Genomic DNA, 24,721 nt, shown 5'->3' on the forward strand with positions numbered 1-24,721 from the left:
TGATTGAGTTTTATAATTGTCATATTGCTAATTTTAAAATTAATTCACCGGCATCAGGCGAATGTATCAGCGTAGCTAAATGTGAACCACACTTGCAAGAATTGAAGTTGCTGTCCACTTTAAATTTAAAGCGTCCGTTAGCAACCTCAGCATATCGGTAATTTTCATTCTCACTTTTCTCTTTTAGTTCGATCCTGAATTCATTATTGATATTTTCTAAGCAATATAAGAATTTTTCTATCTCATATTCGTTAGTTTCAATCCAAAGAGCAATTGCAAAACCCTTTAAGGTAGATAAATGCTTATCCGATAAGATTTTAGACAGCTCAATGAAAAAATCATGATGATCACAAGTCATAGCATCGAACTCGCCCTCAAGATAATCGGCATCCACGCCTAATTTTGCAGCATAAGCCTGAATGTTATTTTTTATACACTCTATAACTTCTGCTTCTGGTGGTAAATTATTTTCTGAGGGTAGGAAAACATTTTTAATACAATCTGAATTTATTCCTCTGCTTTTAACTTGATCGGCATCGTAAACAGATACTATGTTCAGGCCAGAGCTATCTTTATAATGCTCAGATACTTTTTGTATATTAGATTCACCTTGTAGATTATGTAAGTAACATGTAGAGTAAAGATGTGTGTTTTTTATTTTTAAGATATATTCAAGTACAAGTTTTGCAAAGTCATCCTCTATCAGGAAAATATTTTTCCTTTCAGGAGCTAAACCCAGTGCATTGAAATATCTATAATTATATCCACAATTTGATATGGTATATTTTTTGCCTTTTTTAGCTAAGACTAATACTGAGTTTAAGCCTTGAGGGCTGAGTATGTGTTCAGAGTGAGTAGCCATCAAAACATTTAATTTTTTAGTATCGATTGTGTAGGCTAAAAAATCCATGAAATTTTTCTGGCTTACCGGGCAAATAAAACTCTCTGGCTCTTCAATGAAGAGGATTGAATTTTTTTCCGTATAAATAAGTTTCCAGATTGCTATAAGTAACTTATGTTCTCCTTGCCCCATACTCTCTGACGTATAAACTATATTACTGTTAACCTCTTTAACCTCAAAGTATGGGAAAGTTAAATCATCAATAATTCCTTCTACCTCATTAACTTTTACATACTCATATTTCTTGCCTGTGATTTTCTGAACAAAAAAAAGATTTTCATTTAGCAAATGATAAGAATTTGATGTATTGAACCATCCATTTTTGTTTGGCGATGTGTTTATTTCGTTTATGATTTTTAATGCCATTGATGAAGCATCAAAATATTCAACATTTCTTAGTCCATCACCCAAAGACGAAGTGAAAGTTTGTTTCTCTCCATTAATTATTATATCAATGGAGATATTATCAATATCAGAAGAGCTAAAAATCCCAACATTACATATATCTTTCGACAGTATACCATAGATAAGTTTCAATAACGACGTTTTACCAATGCCATTTCTTCCACATATAGAGGTTAAAGCTGAGTTTATCGTAATATCAGCATCTTCAAAGAGTGGTACATTCTTAATGGATAAACTACATATTTTAATATTAAACTTTTTCCTGTTTGCCACATGATTCCAATAATCAGCTAATTTTGCCATTTTAATTGTTTCTATTGACATGTAGTTACCCCCGCTAAAACAGAATCTGCATAATTGTTGACGACGCTTATCAGATTCTTTTCATTTTCATGATAAAGTGCTCTATGCGCAGTTTTTAGATTATTTTTTTTCATCGTATTGAACACATCTGCTTTACTGGGGTCACTCTTCAAGAAAAATAGAGATATTATAAAGTCTCTGATGAGTAAGGAAGTACCAGTCATTACTCTTGATACAGCCCTAAAATTAAATTCTTCCAATAACTCCTTTACTTCATCTTTATTTTCACAATAAAACAATCCATCCAACACTCCCTCTTCTCTGAAAACGAATCTACCACTTTCAAAGCGGTAAAAGAAATCACTAAGGCTATCGTCTAAATTATAATTCGATTTTAAAATGGTTGAAAAAAAATAAAGCCATGAAGTTAAAGTGGCTTTTGTTATATGAACCTTACTTTCTTCACTATCAATCTTTTTCTTTGCCTTACTTAATATTAAAATGGATTTTTTTACTAGTTCTATGATTGAATTATCAAAAGGCTCATCTTCACGAGCCCTGTCGTTTAATTGCTTTTCTGTATAAGAAGCAATCAATGAATCCTTCTCAAGCATGTAGCAAAGTTTAATGAAAAGATCATGGTATGCCATCCTTTGATTACTAAAGCCTAGAAAGTGCTTGTCAAGCCCACAATCCGACATATAATCTACGAGAGATTTTATCTGGTTTCTTAAATCGCCAACATAAGCATTTCTCTTTTCTGCTGAAGTTAATTTAAGAGATTCATTCAATCTGTTGAATAGTTCACCGGGCTCTCCCTGATTGTATTCAACAATCTCAAATACTCGAATGGCATACCGTTCAAATCTGTTTTTTATTCTTTGAGGTAATTTATCAAAAGTTAATCCATCTAATTCTTTGATATCATCATCAATAGGTTCAATTAATCCATTTATTTTGAATTTATTATACATGAAATCTCTTATGGCACTTAATCGTTGCTGTCCATCGAGAACTTCTTGAATATAGGAATCTTCATTTAAAATAACATGGACAGGTGGAACCTGCCACCCTCTTAGAATAGTATCGATTAAAAGTTTTTTCTTCGGAAGTTGCCAGACTTCCGCCCTCTGGAAATCGGGTTGGAGATCTAGACTTCCTTCATGAATCCTAGAAAATATAGTCCTCAAATCTGGATCTGTAGTATTTATTTTCATTTCATTAACTCCCAGAATGCTTTATCACGCATTTTCCTAACTTTTTTATTTCCATCTATATACAGGCTAAAATGCTTCTCAAGTTGTCGTATCTGGCCCATTAAAGACTCCTGCTCACTTTTATCGTCAATGTTAAATACCGCCTTAATGTCCGAATTCCTAATCTCAGAAACTCGATGAATTACCCAAGTGAGAATATAAGAAGCATAATTATTCTCGCCTGTTTTAAAGTGAGTAATTTCTTGTGTTGATAGAATCGCCCCTACACCATATTCACGGCCTTCTTTAAGGATTTTACGCAAGCTGGCAAAATCCTGGCGCATAAAGTTATCGGCTTCATCAACCAGAATCATTTTGGTTAACTGGCGATAATCACCTCGCACCGTCGGTTTCCCACGCTTTTGCATCTGCGCATAAAAAAGATCCAGTGTCAGTGCAACTACCAGGTTTTGAATCTCTGATGGATAACCAGCGAGTTCGATAACTGTGACTCCATCAACCAGATCGTACAAACTGGTCATCTTCTCTGGATCCGTTTCAAAAATCTGGAAACCAGCCAGATTATAAAGTGCAGCATATAATGAATCTTCGTCGACCTTCTCTTGTGCCAGGTACTGCTGCCACACATCTTCAATAGTCGGTGCTACACGATTCCATGTTGATCGATCATGAGGCACTATTCCTGCTAAGTCATAGCACTCCATTATTAACGTAACCAGCTTCATGCGTTGTTTTACGCCAAGGTTATACGCTTTGCCCATCGTTTCAGCGAATGCCATGGCCGTATGCCTCGGTAACATGGGCATATCACCAAATAACGATAACGGATTGTAAGGTAACAACGATAGCTGATACCTCTTAGCTCCCGTAGCTTCAAGAAACGCATCATCCACATAGTCGGATTTATAGTCGAAGATCAACAAGCCAATCGGTTTACCGTCAACGTTGTAGGACTGATTGCGCATCAGTTGCGTAACCAGCGATTTAGTAAACTGGGTTTTCCCGGTGCCCATTGTTCCAATAATGCCGGTATTAGTATTCATGAACTTAGCGGTGTTGGTTGGTTCCCAGTACAATGGATTCTGACGCACAGCATCATGACCAAACAAGATCTGTAATGGTGTATTGCGGACATTACTGGGGGTTAGTGCCGATGCTTCAGGTTGTGGAAGCTCCAGCGCAGAAATGGGCGGCGGCTCAGTTGTTGTTGCTACCTGTACTGGGTGTGAAGAATTGACATCACACTCTGGTTTGAGCAGATATTTTTCCGGCACCCGATAGCGTTCAGCTAGTGGAGGTTGATCACCTTGTGCTGCAATTAACGATGGAAGCAATGAATAGGGGATTTCGATCTGTAGAATATTCTCTGCCGTTTCTTTATAAGAGAGATCAAAACAGGTTCCGCTGTCTACATGAGCTACCACAAAGCCTTCTGCATAATCAGCAAGCTCACCTAACTGATAGTCGCCAGTGAGCCACCATTCACGTCGTTCCAGCAGAGGGGATAGCTTGTCGTTATCCAGTACACCATACAGACGCAACTTCTCTACCTGCATTAATACTTGGCGGATAAAAAGTGCCCGGTATAGTTGTGATGCTAGAGTTTTCGGCCCAAGAATATCTTGCTGTAAATAGCGTTTTAGCTCGCGGGCCTGCTGCCCCGCATGGTTGTAATCGGGGCGAGCTCCTGTTTTTACTTCAAGTGGTAACAGATACAGGTTGTTATCTTTGAAACCGACAAAGAGCACATCGTCAGAGATCGCTCCTTTCTGATAACCCTGTAAATGGCGCGATAAATCGCTTTCTTTCATTCTCAGCCCGACGTTGCCGGACACGCGGATCATCTCAGCTACTGACAGTGGAATCCAGCAAATATCTGACTGGAGCAGCATAGACTGTACGAATTTGTATGCACCGATAATGCCGTGTTTTTCTTTGCGCTCCTTTTCATTTGAACGCAACATTTTTAACAGCCACTCACCGTTAAAGGCATTAAATTCAGCAAGTAGTTGCTGGCTATCAACGGTGGATTGTCCTGTTTGAAGGAGACGCAGGAACAACTCAACCTGTTTTGTGACAGTTACGGCGTCATAACCAGCACAACTGGTGTACTGGTCAGAGTAATGAATTAGTACGACATCTTTTTGACTAGTAAAGAAATCGAGTGTGACCTTAGGGTCGATAATTGTGGTCCAGAGAGAGCTATCATAAGAGCGATTCAGCAGTTGCTTAAAGTTACCGCTCACAGCCAGACTAATTCCCTGACCGTGGTACTGGCTGTTGCTCTGCCGTGCCGGTTGCCACAGACAGCCTAACAAGCGGGCGAGACGCAGGGCGCAAGACGATTCAGTATCGACATTACGCAGACCAAACGCGGTAAAGTAAGCATCGCCTTGTGTTTCAGCCCCTTCGCCAGCAATCAAGCCATGACATAAAACCCCGCTGGCAGCATCCTCAATGCGAATTTGGCGGCAATCAACCGGTGCGGTGTTGGTGAAAAATGCGAGATGGGCGTAAGCCAGTTGATCGCTTTCCGGTGGCAGGATAAATTTGCTGAATGTTAAGCGACTGCGAAGCAGATCGATCAACATATCGGCTTCAGAACGCCACGCACCGCTGTTCAGACCAAGATCATTTTTAAGTTGTTCATAGCTGCCGCTTTCGGCAAAGCGGTCAAAGGCATTGGGTAGCAGACGTTCGTCATAGCAGTTTACGTGTATCGAAATTGCGTTATCTTTTTCCTGCTTAAAATAATCTACCAGTCCCAGGAATAGCTCTCTGGCTTCTCCCATATTAATAGCATTAATAACCAGGGCATTATTTCCTGCACTCTGGAACAGCCGAGAATAGGCATCTGTAAATTCGTTTAGCTTGTCTTTCACCAGACGCTTAACATATTCGTGGCTCATCTGGCGCTGGGGAACAATATCTATCCAGAAGCGGTTTTCTACCATCGGTTGTAACTGTGCGTATTCATGTTCGCTATGATACACAAATGGCATTAGGCCAGAGACGACCAGACGATCTAGAGTAATCTCTGGTAATGAAGCGAAGGAAGCTGATGTGGGGTATCCGGGCTCGGCGATAATAGTTTCAGCTAGCTGTAAATGATAAGCCATTACCAATGGGTGCAGAGGCGAGAGACGTTCATAATCGTCGCCGCGGCAAATCCCCAGATGTAACAGACGTTTTTCCTGGATGGTTAATGCTCTGCTTAGACTGATTTGCTGTAATGCCTGTTCAAAAGTAGCGATCATGTGACTGACTAATACACGATATTCTGCTGACCATGACACCAGACTCGGCAGGGTATTTCGACGTTGATAGTAAACGAACAATTGGTGGTACGCATTATGGAGGTCGGGATAGCTCGCCAGAAGCTCATCCAGTGCAAACTCACTACCATTACTGCCAGTGCTGAGCAGATTACGCTCGATCAGGGCGTACTCTTGCATAAGCAACTGCTGGCGAACACCAACCACATTATGTTCGATATTGTCCAGGATGACGCGACCTTTCAACTTGTTCCAGGTTGCATTCCCTTCTTCTTTAAAGAGTTTATTGAAACGACCCTGATCAAAAAGCAGAGGCAGTGTTAATCCTTCCTCTGCTCCTGGGCCTTCGATGTTAAACAGTAAACGGGAGTCACCTGAAATCAAGGTAAATTTGATCAGCTCACTTTGATTCGCCAGCGTTTCAAAATTAACGAGTGCATAATGGCGGCAATCAACATCATCACTTTCTTCATCAAGTAAACAGGTCTTGTCGCCGAACTCTGCAATACGTAACTCATTATCTTCCAGTTGCAGAGTTAATTGACCTTTACCAGGTTCAATACGATAACAATGCTGGATTTCATTAAGCCAGAATTGCCCTTGTTCAACTAACAGCAGGCGAAACTTGTACTCTTCTGCTGAGTTATTGCGGTTAATGATTTCGAGGCTAAAGAAGCAGGGCCGACCATCAAAAGGCACTGATGCCAGTATCTTAGAGTTTCTCCCCCCGAGCCGGCTAGTACGCCAGAATCGTTCTTTCTGTAACGGACGATGATGAGCAATTTTTACCTGATTGTCCTGAAGGTCGTTACCCTGGAAGATAAACTCCAGCTCAACTTGTGACTGCCCCGGTAGAACCTGAACCAGGACACTGATATCTCGTTTACCTGCTTTACTGGTGCTTTTGGCTCTTTGCCAGACCTCACCGTTTTCAGCAGTAATGTTTTCCAACACCAGTTTCTGTTCACTGTTTTGTGCTTTTTCATTCAGGTAGACGGAGAAATCAAGCTCACGCCAATCGTCATTGTCAACGAAATGCTCCTGAATGAATTTTGCACTAAATTCAGTTAGTACATTCTCCAGTTGCCCGCTGTAGCGTTCAACACTGTCCTCTATCTGGCGATATAACTTTTGGTTTTCATTGAGCCGGGCGCGCAACTGCTTATCACTAAAATTCAGCAGGTTATTATCGTTGAATAACTTTAGCTCTGAGAAATCCAGATTGCCGTCGTCCAGCAGACGGTATAACGATGAAAATCCAAAAACCGTAGCGCCTTCATCCAATATTGTTGTCAACTGATCGCCCAGCAAACAGCGGGATACTTGAGAACGGGCGCTGTCCGTTGTGATTAACTTTTCGAGCTGGTGACGGAAGGTTTCTGGATGCCAGATAGCATCCGGTGCAGCGACATCTTTGGTACTATTGAGTAAGGTATCCAGCATGCTGTTGTGGATAATCAACAACGCTGTCTGGGCAAAAATGCCATTGCGGCCAGAAACCTGATCGCGTAAATGAGAAATATAGTTTTCTGTGAATGCAGGGGTAGTGGTGCCGTGCAGTACCGGAATAAGCTGGATATTATTACATTGGACGTAGGTAAGAAATTGCTCCGGTGCAATTTCTAGTTTATTTCCATTTGCTAAAGAGTCGAAAGCCTTCCAGAGCTTTAAGGCGTTATCCGGATCGGGAGATTTAAACTGGTAGCGCTCACCAGGCTGGATGATGCTGCTAACCCATTCAATGAAGGTTTCTGCCAGATAGGTTTCATACTGTTTTACGGACATATACGGCGTCTCCACTGTCACTCATTCTCTCCACATTTCCCATGCGTTCATAAAACGCAACCAGCATTTGTGTAGACTGGTTATCCAGATAAAATCCGCGTTGCTCAAAACCACGTAGCAGCTCATGCAGACGGAGTTTTTTGTTTTTACCCACGGTAAGGTTAGTTAGTAGCAGTAGTCGATCCTGGTTCAGTACCAGCACTTTCCCCGCTCGGCCACGAACCTGAATGAAGTCAGTGCAAATCTGGCTTTCCAGCTCGTTGATGTATTTGCGATTTACCGCTGCTCGCTCGGTTTTCTTACCCTGAAACTGTTCAACGGCAACAGATAACAGCTGTTTAAAGGCATCTTCCAGGTTTGTAGCACGATCGCGTTCAGGAAGGTCTCGCTCCTCCTTACTAATGAACTTCTGTATATAATTATTGAGTTCATTTAGTACTCGATTCGATGTATCTGAATAACCTAAGCAATCTTGATATACCTGCCAAAGAGGGCGCTTTTCCTCACCTTTTACTTGTAATACCTCTAATGCAGAGAGTACGGGGAATAATTTTTCACTTTGGCGGGCAAACCACTTATAGCCGAAGAGCTTTATTTTATCTCGTTCGGAGCTAGCTTTTTCAGTATCGAGGATAAAGAACAATGATTTACTCTGCGGCTCGCCGTCTTGCCAGTTGTCCAGATTGAGCGCCAGTTGTGCGCACCAACTAAAGGCATACAAACGTAGAGTATTGGTCAGCTCCTGCAAAAGATATTGTGGGTGCTCTGCCAGAAACGCCAAATCAGACTGAAAACACGTTACCAGATAGGGTAAATAAGGTTGTTCTTTTGCAAATGGCCCCTCACCCAGTCGGATTAATTTTTTATTGAGCTTATTCAGCATCTCTTTTTCAATAAAATTCAACTTATCTTGTATCGGGTTATTAAGGCTAAAATCTCTCATCAAATTGGCAAACAGTGTTCCAAGGCGTTTGTCGGCAGTCGAGCCTGCACTTATCTTTTCACCATCAAACTGAGCGTGGAACAGCAAGAACAGCGGGGAGACACGAAAAATATCCTGACTGGAAAAATACATCCGTTCCAGCACGGACAAGAACGCAGGTTCATCGATCAATATTTGCAGATGAGTTTTACAATCCTCGCGAAACTGCTCGAGACTGTATGTATCGATTTTATACTTCACGGCATAGCTCAGTACTAAACCTGTGACGATTTGCCAGTCAATATTGTTATTCTTATTACGTATTGGAAGGTAGCTATCCAGCTGGTTATTACTAACTTTTAAATTTGTTGCAATGGGATACATGATGTTATCCCTCCATGCCGCTGATAGTAATCATGTCATCGTCCGCTCTTGCACTATAGACCCGCTTTAGGCCATCATAAAACTTGATTTCGCTGCTGGATTTTGCCTTTTCTGCGATTAGTTCAACGATTTCGTCCAGTAAGACAATCGCACTTTTATCATACTTATTAGGGCGATAGCCATTATTTAGTTTGCTCAATAGCTCAAATAAATTAAGACCGATCCGAATCGGATCTAGCGGATCTTGTCCTACTTTTAAATAGATATCGAAACAAGTTGTATGGGCTGTATTTTTCTTGAGAATTGAATCCCAGTCCGGTTTCAGCGCAACAGGTGCTGTGATTTTAATCCCACCAAATTCGCCTAAAAAGAACTCTTCTTTTTGGGTACTCAGTTCAGGTGCTTTACGGTTTGCGTAACGCTGAATACCAGCGATAAGCTCGAAAGAGTAAAAGCGGTTTAGTGTTCTTTTTTGTTCCGGATCTGCGGTATAGTTTTTATGCAGATGCCAAATCTCTGAATAACGCTCAAAGAGCGCTTCTTTAAAGAATACAGAGAACCTTTTGTGATAGTTATTCCCTAAAGATTCATGTTGTAGTAGCCAGAAAAGTCTAATTAATGAAGCTGCGTCACCAGGCTTAACACATTGACGATCAAACGTAAGATGTAATTTCGCAAGTGTACTCAGAAAATCATCCAGTTCGGGATCAACTAATCCAAGCTCATAGCGCAAAATAAATTGATCAATCTCGTATGTATGCAATCTGGCAGGATCAAAATCAGAAACCTTTTTAATTAGATCATTCTCTGCACCATTAAACAGATTATCAAACAGGTACCCAGGCCCTGTCAGCAGGTGGTGTAAAAAATCCAATAAGGTTCTTGTGGTAACAAATTGATCTTTTATTAATCGGGCTTTAAATAGCTGTGTTATTAAAACATTCTGAACACCGGGCATGCACAGTAGTTTAAAGTTAGCAACGGTTTTTAAATCATGTCCTATTGATTCATCACGTTGATAAATTGTGTAAAACAGGTTTTTGTCGTCATTCCCCGTTAATTGATTCATTAATTTTTTGATAAAAGGGGAGTATTCCCGCTCTTCGTCAAACTCGAACTTTGGATAATGTTCGAAATCAAAAAATATACAATTTTCGTTGCGGTAAGGACGCTGGCCTTCCTGTTGCGCTGACAAGAATGAGTCAATAGCAGCACGGATAGCCATATGGGACTCAGAACCTTCTCTGGCAAAATTGGCTAGCATCCCGGTGTTGATACCGATGAGGAGCGGGTATGATTGCGAATGATGATTTTCAAATAAATCATTCAGTGCATCGATAGCCGATTGTTGAGGCGCAAAGCTATGTGTCGCATCCAGATGGAAACTAAACTTCTGTTGATATTGTGGATCTGACTTACAGCGGGTTAAAATTTCGGATTTCCCGTCTCCACTACTTCCGCATAGAAAAATGATCTCACCGGGAGTAGCTGTATCCAGATAACGCTGTAACTCTTCTTCAATCTCTTGTTTAACAAAGAGTTGTTCTTTTAGCTCATCGAACACATCCTTTTGCCGATGAGTTTCTGTGGTTACGGAAAACGAAGATGACTTCGCAAGTACACCTAACGCTTTACGTAATGTGATCGCGCTCATAACTTCATGTTCTCTAAAGAAAGAATATCCTTATTCTATACAAGCTAACAATTGAGCACCATATGCCTTTTTCTCCAGGTACGTTCAATACTCTGCAGAACTACCTGAAACCAATGCGCGGACAGCTACCATCATGAAATTGTTGCAACTTTGACCAACGAGCCTACTTAACAAAGTGTGACGGTAGGCTCTATTTTTGTTACACAGCTTTAGCGCTTTAACGACGCAAAAATTTTGGCAAAATCAAACGGGCTAATCACTTTCTCGCGATTTACATCTAGAAAATCCGCCCACCACTGCAACATCAATCTTCTCTCATCCAAATGTTCTGCCTTATGGATATAAGCCGCTCGAACGGAGTTACGTTCCATATGGCTCATCTGACGCTCTACCGCATCCCTCGACCACAGCCCTGACTCAATCAGCGAGCTACATGCCATAGTCCTGAAACCATGCCCACAAACCTCTACCCTAGTGTCATAACCCATAACGCGCAGCGCCTTGTTCACCGTGTTTTCACTCATCGGTTTACGCGGATCATGATCGCCAATGAAAACAAAATCGCGCTCGCCACTAAGCTTGTGAACCTGTTTGAGGATTGCCAGAGCCTGATGAGACAATGGCACCAGATGAGGTGTGCGCATTTTAGAACCACGTTGAGAGTGCTTCACTCCTTCGATAGCTTCTCGTTCTGCCGGTATCGTCCACATTGCCGTATCGAAATCGATCTCAGACCAGCGGGCAAAGCGCAATTCACTGGAACGAATGAAGATTAATAAGGTTAGCTCAACAGCCAGGCGGGTCAAAGGGCGTCCCGTGTAACCGTCAATTCGGTGGAGCAGTTCAGGTAGACGTTTCAGCTCAAGTGCAGGGCGATGGACACGGTTACTGGAAGCAACTGCGCCAGCCATCTCTTGAGCCGGGTTGTAATCAATCAGCCCACTTTGTACCGCATAGCGCATGATTGCTGTGGTTCTCTGCTGAAGGCGAGAAGCAACTTCAAAGCGGCCTGTCGCTTCCACGATTTTTATGGGTGCAAGCAGGTCACGAGTTTTTAGCTCTTCGATACTTCGTCTGCCAATTGCCGAGAACAAATTGTCCTCTAAGCTCTTCAATACCCTTCGGCTGTGTTCTTCGGACCATTTCTTATTAGTAGCGTGCCATTCTCTGGCAACTGACTCGAAGGTAATAGCCTCTTTCGCCTGTTCTTCTTTCACAGCACGTTTATGCTCGCGAGGGTCGATTCCAGCAGCAACAAGTCTCCTAGCCTCTTCTCTTTTTTGACGGGCATCAGCCAGTGAAGTTTCAGGGTAAACACCGAAAGCCATCAGGTGTTGCTTGCCACCGAAGCGAAAGCGGAACCGCCAGTATTTTGAGCCGTTGGGATGAATCAGCAAAAACATGCCATCCCCATCGACTAGGGTGTACTCCTTTTCCTGCGGTTTCGCAGAACGTACTTTAGTATCTGTCAGAGCCATAAAAGTTCTCCTTCCATGTGCCGCTGTGAGTATACAACCATTATCGAACCAGCATATATACTCGGTTCTATACTCACAAGCGACTTGATGTGGGTTGACTCAGATTGACTTCTGTTGAAAGGAAAATCGCGGAAGGCCTTGTATGACGGGGATTTCAGGCATAAAAAAAGACCTCAGTTGAGGTCCATTTACATGCTTTTGGTGCCGAAGGCCGGACTCGAACCGGCACGTATTTCTACGGTTGATTTTGAATCAACTGCGTCTACCGATTTCGCCACTTCGGCACTGAAGAGGTATGCGGAAAACGTTGTGAATTATACCTGTCACGCACCACCATGCAAGCGCCAGCTTGCTCGCACCTCGCTAAGTGCTGAAATTTTCAGCATTGCATACCGCGATGTGTAACCTTTGTCACACTCCAGGCACCCCGCCCTGCCATGCTCTACACTTCCCAGACAACACCAGAGAAGGACCAAAAAATGTCGATGATAAAAAGCTATGCCGCAAAAGAAGCGGGCGGCGAACTGGAAGTTTATGAGTACGATCCCGGTGAGCTGAAGCCACAAGATATTGAAGTGCAGGTGGATTACTGCGGGATCTGCCATTCCGATCTGTCGATGATCGATAACGAATGGGGATTTTCACAGTATCCGCTGGTTGCCGGGCATGAGGTGATTGGGCGCGTGGTGGCACTCGGGAGCGCCGCGCAGGATAAAGGTTTGCAGGTCGGTCAGCGTGTCGGGATTGGCTGGACGGCGCGTAGCTGTGGTCACTGCGACGCCTGTATTAGCGGTAATCAGATCAACTGCGAGCAAGGTGCGGTGCCGACGATTATGAATCGCGGTGGCTTTGCCGAGAAGTTGCGTGCGGACTGGCAATGGGTGATTCCACTGCCAGAAAATATTGATATCGAGTCCGCCGGGCCGCTGTTGTGCGGCGGTATCACGGTCTTTAAACCACTATTGATGCACCATATCACTGCTACCAGCCGCGTTGGGGTAATTGGTATTGGCGGGCTGGGGCATATCGCTATAAAACTTCTGCACGCAATGGGATGCGAGGTGACAGCCTTTAGTTCAAATCCGGCGAAAGAGCAGGAAGTACTGGCGATGGGTGCCGATAAAGTGGTGAATAGCCGCGATCCGCAGGCACTGAAAACTCTGGCGGGGCAGTTTGATCTCATTATCAATACTGTGAACGTCAGCCTCGACTGGCAGCCTTATTTTGAGGCGCTGACGTATGGCGGTAATTTCCATACGGTCGGTGCGGTTCTCACGCCGCTGTCTGTTCCGGCCTTTACGTTAATTGCGGGCGATCGCAGTGTCTCTGGCTCTGCTACTGGCACGCCTTATGAGTTGCGTAAGCTGATGCGTTTTGCCGCCCGCAGCAAGGTTGCGCCGACTACCGAATTGTTCCCGATGTCGAAAATTAACGACGCCATCCAGCATGTGCGCGACGGTAAGGCGCGTTACCGCGTGGTGTTGAAAGCCGATTTTTGAAAATCATTCGCAGCGCTGATCTGAGGCGCTGCCCTCTTTCGCACATATTCTGTTTTGTCGTATCGCCAGCACAGCCTGCCGACATTGTTCAGTGACATTGGCAATATCATGGTTGATATCAATGCGCACAATATCCTGTTCATCTTCTTGTGGACGCTCCAGTGCCTCAAACTGACTTTTTAGTAACGCTACCGGCATAAAATGCCCAGCCCGACGCTGCATTCGCGCGAGAATAGTTTCATAGTCGCCATCTAACCAGAGGAAATGAACATGGGGGCTACCCTTGCGTAAAATATCACGATACTGTTTTTTTAATGATGAACAGACAATAAATCCTGTTTCATTCTTTTTATAAAGACTGTATGAAGCATCATTTAAGCGTTCCAGCCAGGGAAGTCGATCTTCATCAGATAATGGAATACCCTGCGACATTTTATCTATATTTTTGGCTGGATGAAGATCGTCACCATCAATAAATTTAGCAGATAATAACGCGGCAACCTTGCTACCAATTAATGTTTTACCACTCCCTGAAACGCCCATCAAAATAAAGCTTTCACCCGCCATTTAAAATCTCCTGAATCATCTTACCTGCTGCGATACTACGCCTGGTGGCATAATAATTTCACGTTTTTTTATTTCTGCTGATAAGAATTACAAGGCACATCACGTTATGCGTAACATAGTAATGTAACAATTTTCTGACGTGATCTTCATCACAAATAATAACAATTAAAACCGCTTAAATGCTTCCGAGGTGTCTACCTGACCAGTGAGGAATTTATGCAAGTGAAAACACAGTCCTGCGTTGTTGCGGGCAAGAAAACTGTTGCCGTTACCGAGCAGACGATAGATTGGAATAATAATGGAACATTAGTACAAATAACCCGAGGTGGAATTTGCGGTTCCGATTTACATTATTATCAGGAAGGAAAAGTAGGTAATTTCATGATAAAGGCACCGATGGTGTTAGGTCATGAAGTTATCGGTAAAGTTATTCATAGCGACTCATCAGAATTACATGAAGGGCAAACGGTAGCCATTAATCCGTCTAAACCGTGCGGTCACTGCAAATACTGCATTGAACATAACGAGAATCAGTGTACAGATATGCGTTTTTTTGGCAGTGCCATGTATTTCCCTCATGTTGATGGTGGTTTTACCCGTTATAAAATGGTCGAAACGTCGCAATGTGTCCCTTATCCGGCCAAAGCTGACGAAAAGGTTATGGCTTTTGCCGAACCTTTAGCCGTCGCGATTCATGCCGCACATCAGGCCGGCGAGTTACAGGGCAAGCGAGTATTTATTTCTGGTGTTGGGCCCATTGGCTGCCTGATTGTCAGTGCTGTGAAAACACTGGGGGCCGCGGAAATTGTCTGTGCCGATGTGAGTCCCCGTTCCCTTTCGCTGGGTAAAGAGATGGGGGCGGATGTGCTCGTAAACCCACAAAACGACGACATGGATCACTGGAAAGCGGAAAAAGGCTATTTCGATGTCAGCTTTGAAGTGTCCGGTCATCCTTCATCAGTGAATACCTGTCTGGAGGTCACTCGTGCACGCGGCGTAATGGTGCAGGTAGGTATGGGAGGCGCGATGGCAGAATTCCCAATGATGACATTGATTGGTAAGGAGATTTCACTCAAAGGCTCTTTCCGTTTTACCAGCGAATTTAATACCGCAGTGTCATGGCTGGCGAATGGCGTTATCAATCCACTGCCTTTACTGAGTGCTGAATATCCCTTCACTGACCTGGAAGAGGCGCTACGTTTCGCCGGTGATAAAACCCAGGCAGCAAAAGTCCAGCTTGTTTTCTAAGAGATAAATAAAGGAATAATACAATGAACGATCTATTTTCACTGGCAGGAAAAAATATCTTGATTACCGGTTCAGCACAGGGCATTGGCTTTTTACTGGCAACCGGCCTGGGTAAATATGGCGCACAAATAATTATTAATGATATTACTGCCGAACGCGCAGAACTTGCTGTAGAAAAACTCCACCAGGAGGGTATTCAGGCCGTTGCCGCACCTTTTAATGTTACTCATAAACATGAAATTGATGCCGCCGTTGAACATATCGAAAAGGACATCGGCCCCATTGATGTGCTGGTGAATAACGCCGGTATCCAGCGCCGTCATCCTTTTACTGAGTTCCCTGAACAAGAGTGGAATGATGTGATCGCAGTAAACCAGACCGCCGTGTTCCTGGTATCGCAAGCAGTAACTCGTCACATGGTTGAACGCAAGGCAGGTAAAGTTATTAATATTTGCTCGATGCAAAGCGAACTGGGACGTGACACCATCACCCCTTATGCCGCATCGAAAGGGGCGGTAAAAATGCTCACCCGCGGCATGTGCGTCGAGCTGGCGCGCCACAATATTCAGGTCAACGGTATTGCGCCGGGCTATTTCAAAACAGAAATGACTAAAGCACTGGTTGAGGACGAAGCCTTCACCGCCTGGTTGTGCAAACGGACCCCCGCCGCACGCTGGGGAGATCCGCAGGAACTGATTGGTGCTGCGGTGTTCCTTTCTTCAAAAGCCTCTGATTTCGTAAACGGCCACCTGTTGTTTGTTGATGGCGGCATGTTAGTGGCTGTTTAACACCTACTACCCTACGTGCAGCGCGAAAGCGCTGCTTTTCTGGCACTAATAAGAGATAAAGACTATGCCATTAATCATTATTGCGGCAGGCGTCGCGCTGCTTCTTATCCTGATGATCGGCTTTAAAGTTAACGGCTTTATTGCCCTCGTTCTGGTAGCTGCCGTCGTCGGATTTGCCGAAGGGATGGATGCACAGGCCGTCCTGCACTCTATACAAAATGGTATCGGCAGCACGCTCGGTGGGCTGGCAATGATCCTCGGTTTCGGGGCCATGTTAGGCAAGCTGATTTCTGATACGGGTGCGGCACAACGTATCGCCACTACGCTGATTGCTACTTTTGGTAAAAAACGCGTGCAATGGGCGCTAGTGATCACTGGTCTGGTTGTGGGCCTCGCCATGTTTTTTGAAGTGGGTTTTGTCCTGCTGTTGCCGTTGGTATTTACCATCGTAGCATCATCAGGATTACCCCTGTTGTATGTTGGCGTACCAATGGTAGCAGCGCTCTCTGTAACCCACTGTTTTCTGCCGCCACATCCAGGGCCTACTGCCATCGCGACTATCTTTGAGGCTAATCTCGGAACGACTTTACTGTATGGATTTATCATTACCATTCCGACAGTTATTGTCGCAGGACCGCTGTTTTCTAAACTGCTAACTCGCTTTGAGAAAGCACCACCGGAAGGCTTATTTAATCCTCATCTGTTTAGCGAAGAGGAGATGCCCTCCTTCTGGAACAGTATTTTCGCTGCCGTGATCCCGGTCATCCTGATGGCTATCGCCGCCGTTTGTGAAATTACGTTACCGAAAACTAACACCGTGCGCCTCTTCTTTGAATTTGTCGGTAACCCTGCCGTTGCGCTGTTTATTGCCATTGTTATTGCGATTTTCACACTGGGCCGACGTAATGGACGCACCATCGAGCAAATCATGGATATCATTGGGGATTCTATAGGCGCTATCGCGATGATTGTGTTTATTATCGCTGGCGGCGGCGCGTTTAAGCAGGTATTAGTAGATAGCGGTGTCGGGCACTATATTTCACACTTAATGACCGGAACTACGCTTTCGCCGTTATTGATGTGCTGGACTGTTGCGGCGCTGTTGCGTATCGCTCTGGGCTCTGCCACCGTCGCGGCCATTACCACCGCGGGTGTGGTGTTGCCGATTATCAACGTTACCCATGCCGATCCCGCTTTAATGGTACTGGCAACCGGTGCGGGCAGCGTGATCGCGTCACACGTAAACGACCCTGGCTTCTGGCTATTTAAAGGGTATTTTAATCTGACGGTTGGTGAAACGTTGCGTACCTGGACGGTGATGGAAACCCTTATTTCTATTATGGGTTTGCTGGGCGTGTTAGCCATTAACGCCGTATTGCACTGAAAGAATAAAATATTGTGATGTAGTTTCGGGGGAAGATTGAAGATTCCCCCGACGTTGGGAGAAGTTATGCGCAATCACAGAATTTCTTTACAGGATATCGCTACGCTGGCTGGCGTAACAAAAATGACCGTGAGTCGTTATATCCGCTCGCCGAAAAAGGTGGCAAAGGAAACAGGCGAGCGCATCGCCAAAATTATGGAAGAGATCAATTATATCCCTAATCGCGCTCCCGGCATGTTGTTGAATGCACAAAGTTATACCCTCGGTATCTTGATTCCGTCATTTCAAAATCAACTCTTCGCTGACATTCTCGCGGGAATAGAATCCGTCACCTCTGAGCATAATTATCAGACCCTTATTGCTAATTACAATTACGATCGCGATTCCGAAGAAGAGTCGGTGATTAACCTGCTCTCTTATAACATTGACGGGATTATACTTTCGGAAAAATATCACACCATCAGGACGGTGAAATTTCTGCGTTCAGCCACCATTCCGGTCGTGGAATTGATGGATGTACAGGGAGAACGGCTGGATATGGAGGTCGGTTTTGATAATCGGCAGGCCGCTTTTGACATGGTGTGTACCATGCTGGAGAAGCGAGTCAGGCACAAAATTCTGTATCTCGGTTCCAAAGATGACACCCGCGATGAACAGCGTTATCAGGGGTATTGCGATGCGATGATGCTGCATAATCTTTCCCCATTACGCATGAATCCACGCGCCATCTCATCCATTCATTTAGGAATGCAGTTAATGCGTGATGCCCTTAGCGCAAACCCGGATTTAGACGGTGTATTTTGCACCAATGACGATATTGCGATGGGTGCGCTTCTGCTGTGCCGCGAGCGAAACCTCGCCGTGCCAGAACAAATTTCCATTGCGGGTTTTCATGGGCTGGAGATTGGCAGGCAAATGATCCCAAGCCTCGCCAGCGTAATTACTCCCCGTTTTGATATTGGTCGGATGGCCGCCCAAATGTTGCTGAGCAAAATTAAAAATAACGATCACAACCACAACACTGTTGACCTCGGGTATCAGATTTATCACGGCAACACGCTTTAGGTTATTTTCTCTTCATTACACGTATTCTCTTTGCCGGACGTTGCCTATACTCCAGGCAGGAAACTGGAGGATATCTCATGAGCGAACCCCTGTTAATTGCCCGCACGCCGGACACAGAACTATTTTTACTGCCGGGAATGGCTAACCGTCACGGGCTGATTACTGGCGCAACGGGGACGGGTAAAACTGTCACGCTGCAAAAACTGGCGGAGTCTCTATCGGAAATCGGTGTTCCGGTGTTTATGGCCGATGTGAAAGGCGATCTGACCGGCATCGCGCAGGCAGGAACGGCGTCGGAAAAACTGCTCGCAAGGCTTAAAAATATCGGCGTAAATGACTGGCAACCGCATGCTAATCCGGTGGTGGTGTGGGATATCTTTGGCGAGAAGGGCCATCCGGTGCGGGCGACGGTTTCGGATCTGGGGCCGCTGTTGCTGGCGCGGCTGTTGAATCTCAACGATGTGCAATCTGGCGTGCTGAATATCATTTTCCGCATTGCTGACGATCAGGGGCTGTTACTGCTCGACTTTAAAGATCTGCGGGCAATTACCCAGTACATCGGCGATAACGCCAAATCCTTCCAGAATCAGTACGGTAATATCAGTAGCGCATCGGTTGGTGCCATCCAGCGCGGGCTGTTATCGCTGGAACAGCAAGGCGCAGCACACTTCTTTGGTGAGCCGATGCTGGATATCAAAGACTGGATGCGTACCGATGCCAACGGTAAAGGCGTTATCAATATCCTCAGCGCCGAGAAGCTTTATCAGATGCCGAAACTGTACGCCGCCAGCCTGCTGTGGATGCTTTCAGAGTTGTATGAACAATTGCCTGAAGCGGGCGATCTGGAGAAACCAAAACTGGTGTTTTTCTTCGACGAAGCACATCTGCTGTTTAACGATGCGCCACAGGTACTGCTGGATAAGATTGAGCAGGTGATAAGGCTTATTCGCTCAAAAGGCGTGGGCGTCTGGTTCGTTTCGCAAAACCCGTCAGATATTCCGGATAATGTGCTCGGGCAGCTAGGTAATCGCGTTCAACACGCTTTGCGGGCTTTTACGCCCAAAGATCAGAAAGCAGTAAAAGCTGCGGCGCAAACCATGCGGGCCAATCCGGCGTTTGATACCGAAAAGGCAATCCAGGAACTGGGGACCGGTGAGGCGTTAATCTCGTTTCTCGATGCGAAAGGAAGTCCTTCAGTGGTGGAACGGGCGATGGTTATCGCGCCTTGTTCGCGAATGGGGCCGGTGACGGAAGATGAGCGTAACGGCTTGATTAATCACTCCCCGGTGTATGGCAAGTACGAGGATGACGTGGACCGTGAATCCGCCTATGAGATGTTGCAAAAAGGCTTTCAGGCCAGTACCGAGCAGCAAAATAATCCTCCCGCGAAAGGGAAAGAGGTGGCGGTGGATGACGGTATTCTCGGTGGATTGAAGGATATTTTGTTTGGCACTACTGGACCACGCGGCGGGAAGAAAGATGGTGTGGTGCAGACAATGGCAAAAAGCGCCGCCCGCCAGGTGACGAATCAGATTGTGCGCGGGATGTTGGGGAGTTTGCTGGGGGGGAGAAGAAGGTAAGCCAGGTGCGATTTGTCTTTGCCTGATGCGACGCTGGCGCGCCTTATCATGCCCACACCACTGCAATATATTGAATTTTCATGATTTTTCAGGCATGAACGAAGCACACTTTGCTAACAATAATAAAGGGAGCTTTCGCTCCCTTTATTCGTTCATCAGGTTACGATTTTCTCATTAACAGCCACAGGCTGATTAAGAAGAAGCTGGCACTTGGCAAAAGTGCGCCGATGATCGGCGGGATGCCGTAAACCAACGTCAGCGGGCCGAAGATCTGGTCCAGTACGTAGAAGACAAAACCGAAGCTAATACCAGTGACCACACGCACGCCCATCGGTACGCTACGCAGTGGGCCAAAGATGAACGACAGCGCCATCAGCATCATCACCGCCACGGATAGCGGCTGGAAGATTTTGCTCCACATGTTGAGCTGATAACGTCCGGCATCCTGACCGCTCGACTTCAGATACTTCACATAGTTGTGCAAACCGCTGATAGAGAGTGCATCCGGGTCCAGCGCCACCACGCCCAGTTTGTCTGGCGTGAGGTTGGTTTTCCAGGTGCCGCTCACCGTCTGCGAACCGGTGATCTGTTTCGGATTGGTCAAATCAGATTCATCAACCTGCGACAGACGCCAGACTTTATGTTCAGGGTCAAACTTCGCGGTAGCGGCATAGCGTACGGATTGCAGACGACGATTCTCGTTAAAGGCATAGATACTGATGCCACCTAACTCTTCGTCACCTTTAACCCGCTCAATGTAGACGAAGTTGTTGCCATCTTTCGCCCATAAACCTTGCTGGGTAGAGAGCAACGAGCCGCCGTACATCGCCTGCGCACGGTAGTTACGCGCCATCTGCTCGCCCTGCGGCGCGACCCATTCACCAATCGCCATCGTCAGCAAGACCAGCGGAATGGCGGTTTTCATCACCGACAGCGCCACCTGCATACGAGTAAAACCAGAAGCCTGCATGACTACCAGTTCGCTGCGCTGCGCCAGCATCCCAAGACCAAGCAACGCCCCAAGCAGAGCCGCCATCGGGAAGAAGATTTGCACATCTTTCGGCACGCTCAGCAAGGTATACATTCCTGCGCCTAACGCGTCGTAACTCCCCTGCCCGGCTTTTTTCAGCTGATCGACAAACTTGATAATGCCCGACAGCGACACCAGCATGAACAGTGTCATCATGATAGTGGTGAAAATAGTTTTACCGATATAGCGGTCAAGTACGCCAAAAGGTTGCATCACACCGCTCCTTTACGCGAAAAACTGGCGCGCAGGCGGCGGATCGGCACGGCGTCCCAAAGGTTGAGAACAATCGCCAAAGCCAGATAAATCAGGTTAACGGTCCACATCCACAGCGTCGGGTCCAGCTTACCTTTACCGCCGTTCGATTTCAGGGAGGTCTGGATCAGGAAGAAAAGTAGATACAGCAGCATGGCTGGCAGCATCGACAGTACGCGTCCCTGACGCGGGTTAACCACGCTCAACGGTACAACCATAAGTGCCATCATAAACACGGTGAACACCAACGTGATACGCCAGTTCAGTTCTGCGCGGGCACGATCGGTGTCAGTGTTCCACAATGTGCGCATGTCCATCTGGTCGGTATCGTTCGGGTCGAGCGCCACCGCCTGGTGACCAATGATCGCCTGATAATCCTGGAAATCCGTAATGCGGAAATCACGTAACAGTGCAGTGCCTTCGAAGCGCGTTCCCTGATTGAGAGTGACGACCTGGGAGCCGTCGCGCAGCTGGGTTAAATGTCCGGAATCGGCCACCACCACAGAAGGACGTGCATTACCTTTTGGTCGAATTTGCGCGAGGAACACATCTTTGAAATCGCTGCCGTCAACGCTTTCGATGAACAGCACCGAACTGCCATTAGTCGCTTGCTGGAATTGCCCTTGCGCCAGCGCCGCCATGCCAGGGTTCGCTTTCGCTTCTGCTAACACTTCATCCTGATGACGCGATGACCACGGTCCCGCCCACATCACGTTAACCGCCGCGACGATTGCAGTGAATACCGCAAGGATCATTGCCGCTTTCACCAGAACCGCTTTGCTCAGGCCGCAGGCATGCATTACCGTAATTTCACTTTCGGTATACAGTTTGCCCAGCGTCATCAGCAGCCCGAGGAACAGGCTTAATGGCAGGATAAGCTGCGCCATTTCCGGCACGCCCAACCCGAGAAGGGAGAGCACCAGATTCGCCGGAATATCGCCGTCAACCGCTGCGCCGAGGATCCTCACTAACTTTTGACAGAAGAAGATCAAAAGCAAGATGAAGAGTATCGCCAGCTGGCTTTTGAGCGTCTCCCGCACCAGATATCTTATGATTATCACTTTAAATACGCCCGTAAAAACTCGTCTTTTGCAGGATTTTAGCTTGTTTCATGGCTTAAACGTCATTTATTCTCTTGAGTCGTCGAAATCGTCGCTAAGATAATTATACTCAACGGATTCACCTCTCAGATTTTGTTCTGACGTGCCAATGCCGTAATAACGTTAAGATTAACACGAAGTCATCGCAACAGCGGACATGAGTTACGAAAGCTTGCAATTCTATCTGTAGCCACCGCCGTTGTCTTTAAGATTCAGGAGCGTAGTGCATGGAGTTTAGTGTAAAAAGCGGTAGCCCGGAGAAACAGCGGAGTGCCTGCATCGTCGTGGGCGTCTTCGAACCACGTCGCCTTTCTCCGATTGCAGAACAGCTCGATAAAATCAGCGATGGGTACATCAGCGCCCTGCTACGTCGGGGCGAACTGGAAGGAAAACCGGGGCAGACATTGTTGCTGCACCATGTTCCGAATGTACTTTCCGAGCGAATTCTCCTTATTGGTTGCGGCAAAGAACGTGAGCTGGATGAGCGTCAGTACAAACAAGTCATTCAGAAAACCATTAATACGCTGAATGATACTGGCTCAATGGAAGCGGTCTGCTTTCTGACTGAACTGCACGTTAAAGGCCGTAACAACTACTGGAAAGTGCGTCAGGCTGTCGAGACGGCAAAAGAGACGCTCTACAGTTTCGATCAGCTGAAAACGAACAAGAGCGAACCGCGTCGTCCGCTGCGTAAGATGGTGTTCAACGTGCCGACCCGCCGTGAACTGACCAGCGGTGAGCGCGCGATCCAGCACGGTCTGGCGATTGCCGCCGGGATTAAAGCAGCAAAAGATCTCGGCAATATGCCGCCGAATATCTGTAACGCCGCTTACCTCGCTTCACAAGCGCGCCAGCTGGCTGACAGCTACAGCAAGAATGTCATCACCCGCGTTATCGGCGAACAGCAGATGAAAGAGCTGGGGATGCATTCCTATCTGGCGGTCGGTCAGGGTTCGCAAAACGAATCGCTGATGTCGGTGATTGAGTACAAAGGCAACGCGTCGGAAGATGCACGCCCAATCGTGCTGGTGGGTAAAGGTTTAACCTTCGACTCCGGCGGTATCTCGATCAAGCCTTCAGAAGGCATGGATGAGATGAAGTACGATATGTGCGGTGCGGCAGCGGTTTACGGCGTGATGCGGATGGTCGCGGAGCTACAACTGCCGATTAACGTTATCGGCGTGTTGGCAGGCTGCGAAAACATGCCTGGCGGACGAGCCTATCGTCCGGGCGATGTGTTAACCACCATGTCCGGTCAAACCGTTGAAGTGCTGAACACCGACGCTGAAGGCCGCCTGGTACTGTGCGACGTGTTAACTTACGTTGAGCGTTTTGAGCCGGAAGCGGTGATTGACGTGGCGACGCTGACCGGTGCCTGCGTGATCGCGCTGGGTCATCATATTACTGGTCTGATGGCGAACCATAATCCGCTGGCCCATGAACTGATTGCCGCGTCTGAACAATCCGGTGACCGCGCATGGCGCTTACCGCTGGGTGACGAGTATCAGGAACAACTGGAGTCCAATTTTGCCGATATGGCGAACATTGGCGGTCGTCCTGGTGGGGCGATTACCGCAGGTTGCTTCCTGTCACGCTTTACCCGTAAGTACAACTGGGCGCACCTGGATATCGCCGGTACCGCCTGGCGTTCTGGTAAAGCAAAAGGCGCCACCGGTCGTCCGGTAGCGTTGCTGGCACAGTTCCTGTTAAACCGCGCTGGGTTTAACGGCGAAGAGTAATTGCGTCAGGCAAGGCTGTTATTGCCGGATGCGGCGTGAACGCCTTATCCGACCTACACAGCACTGAACTCGTAGGCCTGATAAGACACAACAGCGTCGCATCAGGCAATGCTGTTATTGTCGGATGCGGCATGAACGCCTTATC

Annotated in this window: 17 protein-coding genes and 1 tRNA gene; 7 read left to right on the forward strand and 11 right to left on the reverse strand. The window is 46.2% G+C overall.

Annotated features, from left to right (window positions below; genetic code table 11):
- Nucleotides 1-19 precede the first annotated feature (19 nt).
- The 7 genes from BEB42_RS18155 to BEB42_RS18185 form a co-directional block, all read right to left on the reverse strand.
- On the reverse strand, nucleotides 20-1,630 hold the full coding sequence (locus BEB42_RS18155; protein ID WP_000021429.1) for an ATP-dependent nuclease: 1,611 nt from the start codon (nucleotides 1,628-1,630) through the stop codon (nucleotides 20-22).
- The gene (locus BEB42_RS18160) at nucleotides 1,621-2,826 is read right to left on the reverse strand and encodes a DUF262 domain-containing protein (protein WP_000700898.1); all 1,206 of its coding nucleotides are present in this window, start codon (nucleotides 2,824-2,826) and stop codon (nucleotides 1,621-1,623) included. Before BEB42_RS18160 ends, BEB42_RS18155 begins: the two co-directional genes overlap by 10 nt.
- A complete protein-coding gene (gene dptH, locus BEB42_RS18165) occupies nucleotides 2,823-7,886 on the reverse strand; it encodes a DNA phosphorothioation-dependent restriction protein DptH (RefSeq protein WP_000114123.1) in 5,064 nt (1,687 codons plus the stop codon). The genes BEB42_RS18160 and dptH overlap by 4 nt, the downstream gene beginning before the upstream one ends.
- Complete coding sequence (dptG, locus tag BEB42_RS18170; RefSeq protein WP_000283231.1) at nucleotides 7,867-9,192, reverse strand: DNA phosphorothioation-dependent restriction protein DptG; 1,326 nt, start codon at nucleotides 9,190-9,192, stop codon at nucleotides 7,867-7,869. Before dptG ends, dptH begins: the two co-directional genes overlap by 20 nt.
- 4 nt (nucleotides 9,193-9,196) lie before the next feature.
- Nucleotides 9,197-10,846 (reverse strand): DNA phosphorothioation-dependent restriction protein DptF, encoded by a 1,650-nt coding sequence (gene dptF, locus BEB42_RS18175; RefSeq protein WP_001274541.1) that lies wholly within the window; start codon nucleotides 10,844-10,846, stop codon nucleotides 9,197-9,199.
- Nucleotides 10,847-11,055: 209 nt separating this feature from the next.
- On the reverse strand, nucleotides 11,056-12,324 hold the full coding sequence (locus tag BEB42_RS18180) for a tyrosine-type recombinase/integrase (RefSeq protein ID WP_001219052.1): 1,269 nt from the start codon (nucleotides 12,322-12,324) through the stop codon (nucleotides 11,056-11,058).
- Between the two features lie 199 nt (nucleotides 12,325-12,523).
- Nucleotides 12,524-12,608, reverse strand: a tRNA-Leu gene (locus BEB42_RS18185).
- Between the two features lie 195 nt (nucleotides 12,609-12,803).
- Here BEB42_RS18185 and ahr point away from each other — a divergent pair.
- A complete protein-coding gene (gene ahr, locus BEB42_RS18190) occupies nucleotides 12,804-13,823 on the forward strand; it encodes an NADPH-dependent aldehyde reductase Ahr (protein ID WP_000061766.1) in 1,020 nt (339 codons plus the stop codon).
- Nucleotides 13,824-13,826: 3 nt separating this feature from the next.
- Here the strand turns inward: ahr and idnK are convergent, their stop codons facing one another.
- Nucleotides 13,827-14,390, reverse strand: coding sequence for a gluconokinase (gene idnK, locus BEB42_RS18195; protein ID WP_000896741.1), 564 nt, complete (start codon nucleotides 14,388-14,390; stop codon nucleotides 13,827-13,829).
- 216 nt (nucleotides 14,391-14,606) lie between these two features.
- On the opposite strand from idnK, the gene idnD reads away from it, so the two are divergent.
- The 5 genes from idnD to BEB42_RS18220 all read left to right on the forward strand — a co-directional run bounded on the left by idnD (nucleotide 14,607) and on the right by BEB42_RS18220 (nucleotide 20,455).
- On the forward strand, nucleotides 14,607-15,638 hold the full coding sequence (gene idnD / locus BEB42_RS18200) for an L-idonate 5-dehydrogenase (protein WP_001197410.1): 1,032 nt from the start codon (nucleotides 14,607-14,609) through the stop codon (nucleotides 15,636-15,638).
- A 23-nt stretch (nucleotides 15,639-15,661) separates the two neighbouring features.
- Entirely contained in the window at nucleotides 15,662-16,426 is a 765-nt protein-coding gene (idnO, locus tag BEB42_RS18205) for a gluconate 5-dehydrogenase (RefSeq protein WP_000998695.1), read from the forward strand.
- 64 nt (nucleotides 16,427-16,490) lie between these two features.
- A complete protein-coding gene (idnT, locus tag BEB42_RS18210; protein WP_001128335.1) occupies nucleotides 16,491-17,810 on the forward strand; it encodes a gnt-II system L-idonate transporter in 1,320 nt (439 codons plus the stop codon).
- 66 nt (nucleotides 17,811-17,876) lie between these two features.
- Nucleotides 17,877-18,875 (forward strand): DNA-binding transcriptional regulator IdnR, encoded by a 999-nt coding sequence (gene idnR / locus BEB42_RS18215; protein ID WP_001309159.1) that lies wholly within the window; start codon nucleotides 17,877-17,879, stop codon nucleotides 18,873-18,875.
- 77 nt (nucleotides 18,876-18,952) lie between these two features.
- Nucleotides 18,953-20,455: a helicase HerA-like C-terminal domain-containing protein gene (locus BEB42_RS18220; RefSeq protein WP_001424443.1), complete on the forward strand. Its 1,503-nt coding sequence runs from the start codon at nucleotides 18,953-18,955 to the stop codon at nucleotides 20,453-20,455.
- Between the two features lie 160 nt (nucleotides 20,456-20,615).
- Here the strand turns inward: BEB42_RS18220 and lptG are convergent, their stop codons facing one another.
- From lptG to ytgA, 3 genes are all read right to left on the reverse strand, one after another.
- Nucleotides 20,616-21,698: an LPS export ABC transporter permease LptG gene (gene lptG, locus BEB42_RS18225; RefSeq protein WP_001295681.1), complete on the reverse strand. Its 1,083-nt coding sequence runs from the start codon at nucleotides 21,696-21,698 to the stop codon at nucleotides 20,616-20,618.
- A complete protein-coding gene (gene lptF, locus BEB42_RS18230) occupies nucleotides 21,698-22,798 on the reverse strand; it encodes an LPS export ABC transporter permease LptF (RefSeq protein WP_000584112.1) in 1,101 nt (366 codons plus the stop codon). Before lptF ends, lptG begins: the two co-directional genes overlap by 1 nt.
- A 62-nt stretch (nucleotides 22,799-22,860) precedes the next feature.
- The gene (gene ytgA / locus BEB42_RS26780; protein ID WP_211180521.1) at nucleotides 22,861-22,911 is read right to left on the reverse strand and encodes a protein YtgA; all 51 of its coding nucleotides are present in this window, start codon (nucleotides 22,909-22,911) and stop codon (nucleotides 22,861-22,863) included.
- 153 nt (nucleotides 22,912-23,064) lie between these two features.
- Here ytgA and pepA point away from each other — a divergent pair, with 153 nt between their 5' ends.
- Nucleotides 23,065-24,576, forward strand: coding sequence for a leucyl aminopeptidase (pepA, locus tag BEB42_RS18235; protein WP_000397144.1), 1,512 nt, complete (start codon nucleotides 23,065-23,067; stop codon nucleotides 24,574-24,576).
- The last annotated feature ends 145 nt before the right edge of the window (nucleotides 24,577-24,721 follow it).

This window comes from Escherichia sp. MOD1-EC5990, from assembly GCF_002965285.1.
GTDB lineage: Bacteria > Pseudomonadota > Gammaproteobacteria > Enterobacterales > Enterobacteriaceae > Escherichia > Escherichia coli_F.

Coding starts and splice junctions, on each gene's coding strand:
- BEB42_RS18155 (WP_000021429.1), bottom strand. CDS start 1,630: ATGTCAATAGAAACAATTAAAATGGCAAAATTAGCTGATTATTGGAAT.
- BEB42_RS18160 (WP_000700898.1), bottom strand. CDS start 2,826: ATGAAAATAAATACTACAGATCCAGATTTGAGGACTATATTTTCTAGG.
- dptH (WP_000114123.1), bottom strand. CDS start 7,886: ATGTCCGTAAAACAGTATGAAACCTATCTGGCAGAAACCTTCATTGAA.
- dptG (WP_000283231.1), bottom strand. CDS start 9,192: ATGTATCCCATTGCAACAAATTTAAAAGTTAGTAATAACCAGCTGGAT.
- dptF (WP_001274541.1), bottom strand. CDS start 10,846: ATGAGCGCGATCACATTACGTAAAGCGTTAGGTGTACTTGCGAAGTCA.
- BEB42_RS18180 (WP_001219052.1), bottom strand. CDS start 12,324: ATGGCTCTGACAGATACTAAAGTACGTTCTGCGAAACCGCAGGAAAAG.
- ahr (WP_000061766.1), top strand. CDS start 12,804: ATGTCGATGATAAAAAGCTATGCCGCAAAAGAAGCGGGCGGCGAACTG.
- idnK (WP_000896741.1), bottom strand. CDS start 14,390: ATGGCGGGTGAAAGCTTTATTTTGATGGGCGTTTCAGGGAGTGGTAAA.
- idnD (WP_001197410.1), top strand. CDS start 14,607: ATGCAAGTGAAAACACAGTCCTGCGTTGTTGCGGGCAAGAAAACTGTT.
- idnO (WP_000998695.1), top strand. CDS start 15,662: ATGAACGATCTATTTTCACTGGCAGGAAAAAATATCTTGATTACCGGT.
- idnT (WP_001128335.1), top strand. CDS start 16,491: ATGCCATTAATCATTATTGCGGCAGGCGTCGCGCTGCTTCTTATCCTG.
- idnR (WP_001309159.1), top strand. CDS start 17,877: ATGCGCAATCACAGAATTTCTTTACAGGATATCGCTACGCTGGCTGGC.
- BEB42_RS18220 (WP_001424443.1), top strand. CDS start 18,953: ATGAGCGAACCCCTGTTAATTGCCCGCACGCCGGACACAGAACTATTT.
- lptG (WP_001295681.1), bottom strand. CDS start 21,698: ATGCAACCTTTTGGCGTACTTGACCGCTATATCGGTAAAACTATTTTC.
- pepA (WP_000397144.1), top strand. CDS start 23,065: ATGGAGTTTAGTGTAAAAAGCGGTAGCCCGGAGAAACAGCGGAGTGCC.